General features: G+C 38.5%; 15 protein-coding genes. 6 read left to right on the forward strand and 9 right to left on the reverse strand.

The annotated features are described in order from the left end of the window. Positions 1 to 267: 267 nt before the first annotated feature. The 3 genes from H4J76_RS15910 to H4J76_RS15920 all read right to left on the reverse strand — a co-directional run bounded on the left by H4J76_RS15910 (position 268) and on the right by H4J76_RS15920 (position 4,141). Positions 268 to 588: a helix-turn-helix domain-containing protein gene (locus H4J76_RS15910; RefSeq protein ID WP_220466047.1), complete on the reverse strand. Its 321-nt coding sequence runs from the start codon at positions 586 to 588 to the stop codon at positions 268 to 270. 458 nt (positions 589 to 1,046) lie between these two features. After that, complete coding sequence (gene eno, locus H4J76_RS15915) at positions 1,047 to 2,345, reverse strand: phosphopyruvate hydratase (protein WP_146800278.1); 1,299 nt, start codon at positions 2,343 to 2,345, stop codon at positions 1,047 to 1,049. 158 nt (positions 2,346 to 2,503) lie between these two features. Beyond that, positions 2,504 to 4,141 carry a CTP synthase gene (locus tag H4J76_RS15920; protein WP_070374523.1) on the reverse strand — a complete coding sequence of 546 codons (1,638 nt, stop codon included), beginning with the start codon at positions 4,139 to 4,141 and terminating at the stop codon, positions 2,504 to 2,506. A 291-nt stretch (positions 4,142 to 4,432) separates the two neighbouring features. Here H4J76_RS15920 and H4J76_RS15925 point away from each other — a divergent pair, with 291 nt between their 5' ends. Further along, positions 4,433 to 5,032, forward strand: a complete 600-nt coding sequence (locus H4J76_RS15925; protein WP_070374524.1) for a DUF4202 domain-containing protein — start codon at positions 4,433 to 4,435, stop codon at positions 5,030 to 5,032. Between the two features lie 10 nt (positions 5,033 to 5,042). Here the strand turns inward: H4J76_RS15925 and H4J76_RS15930 are convergent, their stop codons facing one another. From H4J76_RS15930 to H4J76_RS15945, 4 genes are all read right to left on the reverse strand, one after another. Beyond that, positions 5,043 to 5,429: a YbaN family protein gene (locus H4J76_RS15930; RefSeq protein WP_182230921.1), complete on the reverse strand. Its 387-nt coding sequence runs from the start codon at positions 5,427 to 5,429 to the stop codon at positions 5,043 to 5,045. After that, positions 5,426 to 6,166: a transporter substrate-binding domain-containing protein gene (locus H4J76_RS15935; protein WP_182230922.1), complete on the reverse strand. Its 741-nt coding sequence runs from the start codon at positions 6,164 to 6,166 to the stop codon at positions 5,426 to 5,428. Before H4J76_RS15935 ends, H4J76_RS15930 begins: the two co-directional genes overlap by 4 nt. A 229-nt stretch (positions 6,167 to 6,395) precedes the next feature. After that, complete coding sequence (locus H4J76_RS15940; RefSeq protein WP_182217357.1) at positions 6,396 to 7,400, reverse strand: ABC transporter permease; 1,005 nt, start codon at positions 7,398 to 7,400, stop codon at positions 6,396 to 6,398. Positions 7,401 to 7,405: 5 nt separating this feature from the next. Further along, the gene (locus H4J76_RS15945; protein ID WP_182176050.1) at positions 7,406 to 8,320 is read right to left on the reverse strand and encodes an ABC transporter ATP-binding protein; all 915 of its coding nucleotides are present in this window, start codon (positions 8,318 to 8,320) and stop codon (positions 7,406 to 7,408) included. Positions 8,321 to 8,499: 179 nt separating this feature from the next. Here H4J76_RS15945 and H4J76_RS15950 point away from each other — a divergent pair, with 179 nt between their 5' ends. Both H4J76_RS15950 and H4J76_RS15955 read left to right on the forward strand, forming a co-directional pair. Beyond that, positions 8,500 to 8,730, forward strand: a complete 231-nt coding sequence (locus H4J76_RS15950; protein ID WP_182217353.1) for a hypothetical protein — start codon at positions 8,500 to 8,502, stop codon at positions 8,728 to 8,730. After that, on the forward strand, positions 8,721 to 8,978 hold the full coding sequence (locus H4J76_RS15955) for a hypothetical protein (protein WP_182230923.1): 258 nt from the start codon (positions 8,721 to 8,723) through the stop codon (positions 8,976 to 8,978). Before H4J76_RS15950 ends, H4J76_RS15955 begins: the two co-directional genes overlap by 10 nt. Positions 8,979 to 8,990: 12 nt before the next feature. On the opposite strand, the gene H4J76_RS15960 is transcribed toward H4J76_RS15955, so the two are convergent. Beyond that, positions 8,991 to 11,213, reverse strand: coding sequence for a GNAT family N-acetyltransferase (locus H4J76_RS15960; RefSeq protein WP_182230924.1), 2,223 nt, complete (start codon positions 11,211 to 11,213; stop codon positions 8,991 to 8,993). 214 nt (positions 11,214 to 11,427) lie between these two features. On the opposite strand from H4J76_RS15960, the gene H4J76_RS15965 reads away from it, so the two are divergent. The 3 genes from H4J76_RS15965 to H4J76_RS15975 all read left to right on the forward strand — a co-directional run bounded on the left by H4J76_RS15965 (position 11,428) and on the right by H4J76_RS15975 (position 13,227). After that, positions 11,428 to 11,595, forward strand: a complete 168-nt coding sequence (locus tag H4J76_RS15965; RefSeq protein WP_157470838.1) for a PA3496 family putative envelope integrity protein — start codon at positions 11,428 to 11,430, stop codon at positions 11,593 to 11,595. Between the two features lie 115 nt (positions 11,596 to 11,710). Further along, positions 11,711 to 12,382, forward strand: coding sequence for a pyridoxamine 5'-phosphate oxidase (gene pdxH / locus H4J76_RS15970; protein ID WP_182230966.1), 672 nt, complete (start codon positions 11,711 to 11,713; stop codon positions 12,380 to 12,382). Then, the gene (locus H4J76_RS15975; protein ID WP_182230925.1) at positions 12,382 to 13,227 is read left to right on the forward strand and encodes a transporter substrate-binding domain-containing protein; all 846 of its coding nucleotides are present in this window, start codon (positions 12,382 to 12,384) and stop codon (positions 13,225 to 13,227) included. The genes pdxH and H4J76_RS15975 overlap by 1 nt, the downstream gene beginning before the upstream one ends. 126 nt (positions 13,228 to 13,353) lie before the next feature. On the opposite strand, the gene H4J76_RS15980 is transcribed toward H4J76_RS15975, so the two are convergent. Continuing rightward, positions 13,354 to 14,484 carry a sodium ion-translocating decarboxylase subunit beta gene (locus H4J76_RS15980; protein WP_182217347.1) on the reverse strand — a complete coding sequence of 377 codons (1,131 nt, stop codon included), beginning with the start codon at positions 14,482 to 14,484 and terminating at the stop codon, positions 13,354 to 13,356. Positions 14,485 to 14,489: the final 5 nt, after the last annotated feature.

The following is a 14,489-nucleotide window of genomic DNA, read 5'->3' on the forward strand; positions in this document are numbered from 1 at the left end:
CACACGGTAAAGCAAATGCCCAAGCTTGTTTGAATAGCGCGTAAACATAGCTACATTCAAAAACAGCAAGAAAAATACAGCTACCTTGGGGGAGAAGTAAAGCTTGCCTGAAATTCACTCATTTAGTCAACATCTACAAAAATCGATATGCAAAGGCTTACAAGATGAAGTACATGCCTTGTTGCTGACCAATGGATAGCGGTGTTTCAGTGCCTTATTATTGTGCGGCATTATCATGGGTGGCATAGTAATTACTGCGGAAAGTAATTATGGGTGGCATAGTAATTTCTTCAGTGCCGTTTCAAGGTCGCGAGCCACTTGCTGAGAAGCCGCAGAATCAAAGAATTTCAGCCATGAGAATTCATCGGATTTTTTTAAATCTCGAATCAAACCAGCCATTTCAGGGTAAAACAAAAAAGATTTATCATAGCGATATCGACGTATATTTTCAGATAACAACAAATTCCACAGCCCACGAGCATATGAGCCAAACTCTACGAGTTTAACTTCTTGGTCTACTGTTGGCTTGATCCGATAATTGTATCTGAGTGCCCTTTTAATATACTGTATAGCGTACTGTACAAGCAGATGTTGTCAAGAAATTATCGATTCATCTCGGCAGAGTTTTCTCGACGGTGCTGATAAAAAACCACTCAAATGAGTGGCTTTTATCACTATATTTATAACTACTATATTTATAGCTAAAATAACGCATTAAAATATGAGTTAGTTCAAACTACCACTAGGCAGACGCACGGAGTTGACGATAGTCAATGAGTACTTCTAACAACGTGGTAGGAAGAAATAAACATGCTTTAGCTAGGTTATTAAACTAGCCTACTGTCTAAATCAGTTATCCCTAAAAATAAAAAACCACTCAAATGAGTGGTTTTTATCACTATATTTATAACTACTATATTTATAGCAAAAATAACAAATTAAAATATGAGTTAGTTCAAACTACCACTAGGCAGACGCTCGGAGTTGACGATAGTCAATGAGTACTTCTAACAACGTGGTAGGAAGAAATAAACATAGTTTAATCGTTATTGGCCTTTAACTTCTGACAGGCCATTAAATATAGCTTTATCACCAAGGTACTCTTCAATACGTAGTAATTGGTTGTACTTAGAAACACGGTCTGAACGACAAAGTGAACCGGTTTTAATTTGGCCTGCCGCTGTACCTACCGCTAAATCAGCAATCGTTGCATCTTCGGTTTCGCCTGAACGATGAGAGATAACTGCAGTAAAGCCTGCATCTTTCGCCATTTTAATCGCCGCTAATGTTTCAGTTAAGGTACCAATTTGGTTAAACTTAATTAAAATTGAGTTGCCAATACCTTGTTCAATACCACGTGCTAAGATTTTAGTATTCGTTACAAATAAATCATCGCCAACAATTTGTATTTTATCGCCCAATAATTTTGTTTGGTAAGCAAAACCGTCCCAATCAGACTCGTCCAAACCGTCTTCAATAGAAACGATAGGATATTCTTCACATAACGTTGCTAAAAAATCAGAGAATTCGTTAGCTGTAAATTGCTTGCCTTCGCCTTTCAGATCGTAAATGCCTTTCTCGCTGTCATAAAATTCTGAAGCAGCACAATCCATCGCTAACGTAATGTCTTTACCTAATTCATAACCGGCAGCAGAAACTGCTTCCTTAATAACCGCTAAGGCGTCAGCATTCGAGGCTAAATCAGGTGCAAAACCACCTTCATCACCAACGGCAGTATTTAAACCTTTTGCTGATAATACTTTTTTCAAGGCATGAAATATTTCAGCGCCCATACGTAATGCTTCACTGAAATTTTTAGCACTTACCGGTTGGATCATGAATTCTTGAATATCAACATTATTGTCTGCATGTTCACCGCCATTGATAATATTCATCATAGGTAAAGGTAATGAGTATTGACCCGGAGTTCCGTTTAAATCAGCGATATGTTCAAACAATTGTACTTTCTTTTCCATTGCGGCTGCTTTTGCATTTGCTAATGAAACCGCTAAAATAGCATTGGCACCAAATTTTTCTTTATTTTCAGTACCGTCTAAGTCGATCATGATTTGATCAATAGTGGCTTGTTCTAAAGCACTTTGTCCGATCAATGCCGCTTGAATGTCATTGTTTATCGCCGCAACCGCTTTTAATACGCCTTTACCTAAATAACGAGACTTATCACCATCACGTAACTCTAACGCTTCACGTGAACCGGTTGATGCGCCAGAGGGTGCCGCAGCACGGCCCCAAGCACCCGATGCTAAAAAAACGTCAGCTTCAACGGTTGGGTTACCACGAGAGTCCATAATTTCACGGGCGATAATTTTACTGATATTCGACATTATAATTCCTTTAAATTGAGTGCACTACAGCGAATGAACCGCTATTAAGTTGGTAATAGTTTTTAGTTTACATTTTACTGATAAAACATTTTGCCATAAATAATTATGCCAGAAAGCAAAACCGCAGCACTATGCTACGGTTTTATTAATTTTCAGGTTTAACTTGATTGCTGTTTTTGATGCTCAAATGAAGCAGCAATAAAGCTTTCAAACAATGGGTGTCCATCACGTGGAGTTGAATTAAACTCAGGATGAAACTGCCCAGCAATAAACCAAGGATGATCCGGTATTTCAATCATCTCAACTAATGTTTTATCCGTAGATAACCCCGAGAACACCAAACCAGCTTTGCTAATTTGCTCACGGTAGTTATTATTTACCTCATAACGATGACGGTGTCTCTCATAAATTGTTTCACTGCCATATACGTCATATGCCTTGGTACCTTTCACAAGGTGGCACAATTGTGAACCTAAACGCATCGTGCCGCCTAAGTCTGAATTTTCATGACGGTATTCAACTTGGCCTTCTTCATCTAACCATTCATTAATTAAACCAACCACTGGATGTGGGGTTTCAGGGTTAAATTCGGTGCTATGAGCGTCAGTAAGACCAGCAACATTGCGGGCATAATCAATAAGCGCCACTTGCATACCTAAACAAATCCCTAAATAAGGCACTTTGTTTTCACGGGCATATTTCGCCGCTAAAATTTTTCCTTCAACGCCACGAATACCAAAACCACCTGGCACTAATATCGCGTCAACGGTTCCTAAAACATCAGTTCCTTTGCTCTCAAGATCTTGTGAGTCAATGTATTTAATGTTTACCGTTACTTGGTTTTTCAAGCCGGCATGTTTTAATGCTTCGTTAACAGATTTATACGCGTCTGGTAATTCAATATATTTACCTACCATGCCTATGGTAACTTCACCAAAAGGGTTAGCTTCTTGATAGAGTACTTTTTCCCATTCACTTAAATCGGCTGCGGGTACATCAAGACCAAAACGTTTAACCACTAATTCATCTATACCTTGGGCTTTAAGTAACGCCGGAATCTTATAAATGCTATCAACATCACGCATTGATAAAACTGCTTTTTCAGCAACATTGGTAAACAAAGATATTTTTGCTCGCTCATTAGCAGGCACAGTGCGTTCACTTCGACACACTAAAATATCAGGGACGATACCGATTGAGCGTAGCTCTTTCACTGAATGTTGAGTTGGTTTTGTTTTAATTTCGCCGGCTGTTTTAATATAAGGCACTAACGTTAGATGCATATACATCGCACGCTCACGTCCTAATTCGGTACCTAACTGGCGGATAGCTTCTAAGAAAGGTTGTGATTCAATATCACCAACCGTGCCGCCAATTTCAACCATAGCAACGTCATAACCTTCAGCACCCTCGATAACGCGACGCTTAATGTCGTTAGTAATATGAGGAATAACTTGAATAGTGGCACCTAAAAACTCACCTTTGCGCTCACGTGCAAGAATATCTTGATATATTCTGCCGGTGGTGAAGTTATTAAGCTTGGTCATTTTGGTACGAATAAATCGTTCATAATGCCCTAAATCCAAATCAGTTTCCGCGCCGTCTTCGGTAACAAATACTTCACCATGTTGAATAGGACTCATCGTACCCGGGTCAACATTAATATAAGGGTCAAGTTTTAACATTGTGACTTTTAAGCCGCGTGCTTCAAGAATTGCAGCAAGAGAAGCCGCGGCAATACCTTTACCAAGAGACGATACAACGCCGCCGGTTACAAAAATATATCTAGTTGTCATGTGATACCAAAAGTCAGAGTGAGCAGGAATTTTGTGTGTTTTACTTAAGTTGTTTTGCTAGCTTATTATACGAATTAATTAGCGAATAATGAGGTAAGTTTAGTCATGATTTTGAAAAACACACCAACCTAGCAGGACGGGAAAACATTATACTTAAAACTAGCTACCACGACAATATGATCTACAGATCAATTTCTGTTATTTTGACAAAAATATTTAATGACTGTGTTTATTTTATCGATAAAAAGCTAACATATTGTTTTAATTCACCCTAGGCATTGGATACCCCTTATGACTTCATCTCGTTTAACCGCCGTACTTTGTGCTATCGATAAAATAAATAGTGAAGATCCCAATCAAACACTTGTTAATGGGCATCCTCAAGCCAATGAATTACTTTATGGTCAATACATGACCTCTTGTCTTGAGCAGTATTTTCCTCAGTCAAATGAATTATTACAAATAGCTGTGCGGGCACAGCATATTAAACGCTGGGACTTAAAGCGTACCGAATTTGATGAAGGCAAAGCTGGCTATTATCAGTGGCGGATTTCCCAAGGAAAGTTCCACGCTGAGCTCACTAAGTCATTAATGTTAGAAAATGATTATTCTGAGCATGAGGCTGAATTGACCGCTTGTATTTTAAGAAAAGAACAGCTCAAAACAAATGCCAACACGCAAACGTTAGAGGATGTCGCTTGCTTAGTCTTTTTACAATATTACTTTGACGCTTTTGCCGCTAAATATACCGAAGCAGACAACGAAGCTAAAATCATAAGGATAGTAAAGAAAACTTGGGGAAAAATGTCAGCGCGTGGCCACGAAATAGCACTTTCATTAACACTACCTAACCATTTAGCGACCTTAGTGGGTAAAGCACTCGCTGATTAATAATTAACAGTTAAGTTTGCTGTTCCTCTGCTGAAAGAGGTAAACGCCATAGAAAAATAAAGGGCCCTGCAACTAAAACGATGACCAACACTCGCAGTAGGTTATTGTCTAATTGATAGCAAGAACCCATGGTGGCTAAGATAATAGTACTTAAAGCGATTGTTTTAGCCCTTTTAGGAATACTGCCTGATGTTTGCCAATGGCAAATCAAGGGGCCAAAAACTTTATGTCTAAGTAATATTTTATTCATACGTGGCGAAGACTTAGCAAAACAACTCGCCGCAACTAACAGAAAAGGTGTGGTAGGAAGAATCGGCAGTACCACACCCAGTAGAGCAAGACCTACAAAGAACAAACCAGTAAGTTTTAAGAGCCTCTGTGCTAGCAGTTCGTTCATTCTATTTGCCAATCATTATAGATAAAGTCAACTGAGGATAATAACTGCTGTAGCTCTCCTGACAAGCGCATTTCATTAACAATTACACTAAGTGCTTTATTAAGACTTTGTCCTTTCTCTGTCTTTGGAAAAACCATTTTAACTTCAAACTTTTTATAAAGTTGACGTTTAACAGCAGCTAACAACGGCAAATTTTCACGTAAAAGAGGATCGGTGGAAGAATCAGCAAAAATATAACCGTCGGTCATTTTGTGCTGCACTTTCTTTAAACTACAAAGGATACAACTAGAACCCATCTTTAATTCACTAAAAAAAGGCAGGTGAGCAGCATCAGTTTCAATCTTATAATTTACCAGTTTAGTGAGATCAACAAACCTATCTTTATGGGTATAAAGTACAAAGTTGACATGAAAAATAGTTTCGTCTGAGTAAATAAAGTTATCTTGAGGCGAATTCTCAGCTTTGGGCTTAATAAAGGGTAAATGAAAATCAACTTGATTAGTAATAACATAATAGATAGAACGCGAAAAAGGCACTATCTGGATTTCTATATTTTGGTCTAGTTTCTTGGCAAGCACTTTAACAAAATCGACCAAAATCCCTTCATCTTTACTTACCGCATGAACTGGCATTTGAGGAATACTGACACGTAATATATCTGTCGCAATACTGGTATTACAGTAAAACAACACACTTAAAAGGCAAATAAACTTAATAAACACACGATTGGTAATCACTAATAACTATCCTTAACTGCTATGAATTAAGCATAATATATTTTATCTAATAAAAAAATATTTTTTAAGCACTTTAAATTTCACTGATTTATAACAAGGTTATCTTTGCTCAACAGCGAGGTATTATCGATAAAACTCCTAACGATGAGGGGTGTTATCGATGGTTTTTGTCACGCAACGAGACCTAGTATAATTATTGATAGGTCTCGCTATAAAACAGCAACCGCTATTATCGCTCGGTATTCCAACTAAATAAGTAAGAGCCTAACGCTAAAAAAATAGTACTCATAATCAAAAGTGCGCTCAGGTGATAACTGATATCAGCTAGGGTTGCACCTTCGGTGATCACTTTTCTCGCTCCAGCCACTAAATGAGTTAAAGGTAAAAAGTCAGCAAAAACTTTTACCGCATTGGGTGCACCTTCTAGACTAAACCAAACACCTGATAACAACATCATTGGCCATGAGGTCAAATTAAGTAAACCGCCAATAAGCTCTTCACTCTTACTTCTGCTCGCGACCAGCAAACCTAAAGATATTAAGCTAATAGCACCTAAAACGGCGATGATAAATAGATCAAAATAGCTGCCCAGCATGTAAAAATCAAAAAAGAAATTACAGCCAATATAAACAACACTCGACATAAACATCACAATAAAAATACGTGACACTAATTGTGCTGATACAAATTCAAACGCTGAAAGCGGTGTCGCTTTTAAACGTTTTAATACCGCATTTTTCCGATAACGTACTATCACGTAGCCAACACCAAATAGGCAACTAAACATCATGTTCATTCCAAGGATCCCAGGCAGAACCCAGTCGACATAACGAATTTTCTTCCCATAGGTTTCTAAGCGTTGAAAGTTATTGTGTTGTCCTAAAAAGATTTTTTCAACCAGGTAACTGTTTGGCGAACCTTGGTTAACCCAATAGCTTTTTTGGCTAAAGTCGACTAAAAAATCAATAGCATGCTGTTCTAATTTTACGGTTGCTAACGCCTTATCTTGATAGTCAATAAAGTCAACGTAACGTGTTTCCATAAAACTCGATTGAACGGTTTTACTGTCGATAACCCCCACTTTATAAACAGCTTTTCCGTCACCAGAAAAAACAAAAGATAAACCCGCTAACATGAGAATAGGGAAAAATAAATTCCACCCTAACGATGAACGATCGCGAAAAAATTCAATATTACGGGCTTTGACTACCGCAAAAAAACGTTTGAAATTCATATGTTTTACTCTCTCAACGAATGGCCGGTTAATTTTAGAAAAAGATCATCAAGATTTGGAGACTTTACTTGTAAACCTTCTAATGGAATTTTCTCAGCAATTAACAAGCTAATAGTTTCTTCCACATGTTGCGTCGTTATTTCGACCCGCTCGTGTTCGATAGTCCACTGATGTTTTTCAATTAATGGCTGCGGTACTTGCTCTTGAGGTAAATAAATAAAAACCTCTTGAAAATGCTTGGCAAGTAATCGATTAGGTGTGCCACTTTCAATAATTTTACCATTGTCCATAATAACTACTTCATCACAAAGTTGTTCCGCTTCGTCCATGTAATGAGTGGTTAAAATAACCGTCTTATTTTGGGCTTTAATATTTTTTATTAACTGCCAAAAATTACGTCTCGCCTGTGGATCAAGCCCAGTGGTGGGTTCATCAAGAAAAATAATATCGGGGTCATTAATTAACGCCAGTGCTAATAATAACCGTTGGCGTTGTCCACCCGACAACAAACGATTATCTCTATCTAAAAAATCTTTTAAGCCACAGAGCTCAATTAATTGCTGATGAGGTACAGTGTTGTCATAAAATGCGGTGAATAAATTTAAGGTCTCTTGTACCGTTAAAAAATCTTGCAAAGCAGTACTTTGAAATTGAATGCCAATTTGCTGACTTATATCCTTACCTATGCTTTTTCCTGAGTAAAGCACTTCACCACTGGTCGCTGGAATTATCCCTTCCATTATTTCAATGGTCGTCGTTTTTCCTGCACCATTTGGTCCTAACAAACCAAAACAGTGCCCTTTAGTAATGGTGAAACTAATATCATCAACCGCTTGCACGCCTTTATAACTTTTAACTAAATGATTAACTTCAATAACATCGTTTTTTGTTTGACCAACCCGTTGCTGACTCTGTGTCATAACTTTCCTAATAATACCTAATGCTTGCTCATTATTGTAATGGGATCTGTGTAAAGATCACATCACTAAAAACAATAAAATACCGCCACAATGCAAATGATAATAATTATCATTTGCATTGTGGTAACTATTACATTAAATTAAATCTAACGTTATCGACAAAGCAAAGGAGTTTCATCATGGGTGCGCAACAATATTCTATCAATAGAAAAAATATTCAAGACAATTATCACCACATACACACTGAAAAGGCAAAAGTTGAATTACCCATCATATTATTAGAAAAGTTAATCTTGTCTGGCGCTTTGCCCGGTAATGAGTGCAGGTGCTTAGATGATGCTGCGCGTAAAACATTGTGGCAATCACTCTTACTAAGCAGCTTACAGGGAGAGCAATCAAGATGCCGTTAACTTATTCCGCGGGTTCTCACAAAGATAGTATTCATTGCGCTATTGCATATTCAAGTGAGCTTTATCAAATAGAAGATTGGTTGAGCGTATTGACCAAGACTTATGCGCAGCATCCCAGTAATGGATTAGCAAAGGTGATCAGCTATTATTTAACTCGCCTTATCAAACATGACGACTTCACCGCTTTCGCCAGTCAGCCTTGTCATTATTTTACTATGCTTAAATTTTGGCAACAACAGATTGCCTAGGCGATTGAATAGCTAGTGCGCTTGAGCCTGCGCAATGTAGTCAATTAATGCCTGATTTAGCATTTTTTTACCGGTTAACTGATGATTTTTACATACTTCATCAACGGGCTTTTTCTGCAAAATACGCTCGATTAACACGAGTATACTTGCTTGATAATTTTCTTTACAGTGTAAAAGACACCAATAATGTAACGCTTTTACGCAATGACTAAACTGCCGTTTTTGTTGAATAAAATCGCTAATGCTGCTCAGCTGATGGGCGCTTAACTGCGGTAAACTTTTATCAGGGCAATGATGTAATATTTGCCACACTAACTTAGGCGATAAACCTTTGTATTCATCGGTGAGTAAATAATCGAATGAACTATAAAATTCACTGGCAATTTTTCGTTCAAAAAATTGCCCCCGGTCGCTCATTGCAGAAACCACCAGCGCGGAATGCTCACCACTGGCTTGGTCTTTAGTAAAACCTATTCGAGCAACTTGATAATCAGCATCTTGCCAAAACTTAAGTAACTGCGCATTGGCACCAAAACTCGCGCCAATAAAATCAACGTGCTGCTTTTTTGCAAAATTTTCTAGCGCTTTAACAAAACAACGGCCAAAACCATATCCTTGATATTGTGGATGAATAGCTATGCGTAAAACCCGCAGATATTGATAACTAAAGCTTTCACTAAAACCACAATGAGTTAATAAAGATTGGGGAATAAACTGATTTTTTAGTCGACGTTGATTTGTTGCTATCGCTTGAATATCGGCTGCTTTATTACACCCTTCTTCAAGAAGTAAGGCAACACCGACAATATCATCACCTAATTTGGCGACAAATAATTGTAGCGCTTTATTGTCAAGTAATAGCGTAATATCGTTCGGTGACGTTTGGTAATGAGCGGTGACCAGCACAGCAAAAACTTGCTTTAATAACGCTGTGTCTTCAATCAACGAAGTTGATGACACTTGGCTAAAAGATAACGATTCTTTAGCCAACTGCACTGTTGATGATTGGCTTAAGGTTGCTTTATCCAAAGAAATTTCGCTTACAGGCTGAGTTAGTAACGGCAACTCTGTTAACTTGGCGTTGAGTAAACAACTTTCAAAAACAAAGACTTCTAGCGGATCGTCTTGACGCCAGCGAATAGGCTGATGCATATGAAAGCTTCGCCACTGCGGCACTTGCTTTGTTAACGCTTGTTGAAACTTTACCGTAAAGCCCCGCCCTGCTCCTTCATAACCATGAACCGTACTTGAAAAAACAACACGAGAAAAAAGAGCCGTTAAGCTTGTTAATAAAGGCACAGGAATGGCAGCTGCCTCGTCAACCAGTAATAGCGAAACATTCAATAAATCATCGCGGCGAATGAGTTGATCGACCGCAACAAAAGTTATCGAACCCAAGGGGTGAACCAAAGCGGTTTTGCTGGTATTAGCATAGTCAAATTTTTCGCCAAGTGCCGCTAATGAACAAGCAAGTTGGCGGTAAAAAACCGATAAAGAACGAACATGGGGTGCGGTAATAACTATATTAATTTTTTCATGGCCCATAGCGGTGTTATTTGCAATGAGCTCAACACAAGCAATAGCAAGCGCTGATGATTTTCCACGACCACGATCAGCGGTTAACACTAATGGGCGGTTTCGATGACCTCGGCTGACCTTAATAATATGTTCAACGGCTATTTGTTGTTCTTTGGTTTTACATTGATATAAAAAATCACTAGAGACGGTCGATATTACTGGTGCAATACCATCTAACAACGGAAACGTTTGCTCGTCATTTTGTGTAATCGTCATTAAGGCTTTATTGTCGAGTAGTTGTCGATAAAAATACTTAAGTGAAGCTGCCTTTGTTTGCTCAATCGCTTGTATTAATGGTTTTTCAAGCCATAAACACATAACACCGCCAGCGACTAGCGTGCCAGAGAGCGCCGCAAAAGCATCCAAATTGATACTATTAAGCGCAGAACAGTCGCTATTTTCAACACCTGAAAATAATATTCGACTATGCTCACTACCGAGTTGCTGAGCAAAGTGTTTGTTGTTGATCGTGGCAGAAATTTCGGGGTGGTGACTAAACACCAGCCAAGCGTCTTTACTCTGGTTTTGTTCATTAAGTTGCAGTAACTGTTTGACCCAGCAAGCATCACCGACCAGTAACACCAGTTGTCGCTGAAATTTGGTCGAAGCCTGACATTGCATTTCTTCAAGCCATTCGACGAAATTATGGTTAGACATAAGCAGGCGCTAAATTCAGTAAAACTAAAGTGAAAGCAGTTTATCAATGTGCTCCCGCAATTCAAATAGTTTATTTTTATCTGCGGTTATTTACTAAAAATAATGCCATTAATAGTAGGCGATTAAGCTAATTTATTGAAATTTTCTCAGTTGTTGCCTATCTTGAAATTAATCCTTATTAATAAAAATACTTAACCGTGAGAAAAACACGATAATGGCAGATGAATATAAAGCAAATGACGAGTCTGATAACTACGACAAAGATCTCGCCACCGGTAAAAAAGCAGATAAAAATAGCAAGGTGCGTAAACGTATCGATGATTTGCTTGAAAAAAAACGCCTTCGTGAAGCATTAGACTTCAGTGATGATTGGGAAATATAGTCATCACTGCATTAACTTTTGATTGCATTAAGCCGATAATCTCTTATTGTCAGATAAAACATTCATGCTACTATCTAACGAACCTATTCTCCCTACATCATTTAAATTTACCGTTATGACATTATTTGAAAAATTACGCTGCTTATTAACATTTGGTCAAGGTGTTGCCTTACCACTGCCCGATATTTCTGAACAAACAACACCCATCGAATTGTTTGGCCAATGGTTTGATGACGCAAAAAAATCAGGCATTTTATTACCTGAAGCGATGTCTGTCAGCAGTTGCGATCAAAACGGTCAACCTAGCTCACGTATGGTGTTGTTAAAAGAGTTTAATGACGATGGTTTCGTTTTTTATACTAATTACGGCAGCCGAAAAAGCCAAGATTTAAATGAAAATAATAAGATAGCCTTATTATTTCATTGGAATGTACTGCAACGCCAAGTCAGGATAGAAGGCAGAGTCGAAAAAGTAACGGCTGAACAATCAGAACAGTATTTTCATAGCAGAGACCGCGGTAGCCAAATTGGCGCATGGGCGTCAAAGCAAAGCTCACCACTGGCGAGTAAAGAAGCACTAAAGCAGAGCGAAGCTTATTACACTAAAAAGTTTGCTGGCCAAGAAGTTCCCTTACCTGAATTTTGGGGCGGTTGGCGAATAAAACCTCATTATCTTGAATTTTGGCAAGGTCGAGCTAATCGTTTACATGACCGTATTTGCTTTGAACAAGAGCAAAATCAAGATGACAAAAAGGTACTATGGCATCAATTTAAATTGAATCCTTAATGGCTATATTTAAATATTCAAACAGTATTTATAAGATGTCTATTTCAAACAACATATCAGTGTTATATAAAGTTGTCGGTGTTGCTGTTTTATGTGCTTTATTTAGCGTTAAATCATTAGCCAACCCTACTAATATTTTAGTTGGGTTGGAGCCATTTCCTCCTTTAGTAAACGAAGACGGCAGTGGTTTTGTTATTGATATGCTTAATGGCCTGCAAGAAAATTCGACACTAACGTTTAATTATCAAATAATGACCTATGCTCGGGCGAAGCTGGAATTAAAAAGTTACCGTATCGACATGGTAGGTTTAACGCCCAAAGATAGTGAAACAGAAAGCTTTTACCAATACGCACAAGAGTTATCTTGGCACTTTGACACTACCGTTGATCTTTATTCAACATCCCCCGCTAACTTTGACATCAAAAATTTGCCCGAAGGGAGTATAGGTACACTAATTGGCAATGCTGATTTTTTCGCTGAATTAGCGCAAGTTCCCAGAGAAAAGTTTGTTGAAGTAAGCAGTTTAGCGCAATTAATTATGATGATGGCACGCGGGAGACTTAAAGTGATACTCTTCGAGCGGGTGGCTATGATGTCAACGATTAAAGAATTACAAGACGACCTCTCCACCAAAGTTCCAACAGAATTCAACTCCCCAGAAAGCCCACAAAAAATTTATTATCAAAAGTTTAAAGTTATTGCAGCAAGTCTTGCTGTTGCAAACGATTCAGTAGGAGCAAAGCTAAAAAAACAATTAGATGCCTTGCTGTCTGACGATACCGCTCACTACTTTAAAAAAATAGCCCCTTACGCCAAATTGCCAGATAACGGTATAATTGAGTAAAAGATAGCTAAGCTAGCAAAGATGTCATTTGTTGTCGTACCTGGGCATTAGCGCAGCTAAAATGAAAAAAACGGGAAGCAAAGCTTCCCGTTTTTGTTAGTTAACGCGTTAAGCGTACCGCAATTCCTATCCCACTAATGCCAGTAAGATACCTGCCGCAACCGCTGAACCAAGCACACCGGCAACGTTAGGCCCCATCGCATGCATTAATAAGAAGTTGTGTGGATTAGCTTCCAGACCCACTTTATTAGCAACACGTGCCGCCATAGGTACTGCTGAAACACCGGCTGCGCCAATGAGAGGATTAATAGGTGTTGATGAAAGTTTATTCATTAACTTAGCCATTAATACCCCAGAAGCAGTACCAATTGAGAATGCCACGGCACCTAAACCTAAAATACCTAAGGTTTCTATATTCAAAAAGGCTTCGGCACTTAATTTAGAGCCAACCCCTAAACCTAAGAATATGGTGGTGATATTAATTAACTCGTTCTGCGCTGTTGAGCTTAATCGTTCAACCACGCCACATTCACGCATCAAATTACCCAAACAGAACATGCCAACTAAAGGTGTTGCTGATGGTAAAAAGAAAATAGTCATCATGAGAACACCTAACGGGAATACTATTTTTTCAATTTTTGTTACTGGGCGTAATTGCTCCATTTCAATTTTACGTTCAGCATCAGTGGTTAAAGCGCGCATAATAGGTGGCTGAATAATTGGCACTAAAGCCATATAAGAATAAGCAGCAACGGCAATGGCACCTAATAATTCTGGCGCTAGTTTTGATGCTAAAAATATCGCTGTCGGACCATCTGCACCACCAATAATAGCAATAGCTGATGCATCTTTAAGCGTAAATTCAATACCCGGTATTGCGTTTAAAGCAATAGCACCAAATAAGGTGGCAAAGATACCGAATTGGGCAGCAGCACCAAGCAATAAGGTTTTAGGGTTAGCGATTAATGCGCCAAAGTCGGTCATTGCACCCACCCCCATAAAGATAATCAACGGGAATATCCCCGTATCAATACCCGCATAGTAGATGAAATGTAATAAACCACCAACTTCTGAAAATCCAGCTAATGGTATATTGGTTAATATCGCACCAAAGCCCATAGGTAATAACAATAACGGTTCAAAGTTACGTGCTATTGCAAGATAAAGTAGCAAACAGCCAACTATCATCATGATCACCTGACCTGACTCGAAGTTAGCTAAGCCAGTAGACAACCAAAGTTTATTTAACGAATCCATTATTA

Source organism: Colwellia sp. BRX9-1, from assembly GCF_014077195.1.
Lineage (GTDB): Bacteria > Pseudomonadota > Gammaproteobacteria > Enterobacterales > Alteromonadaceae > Colwellia_A.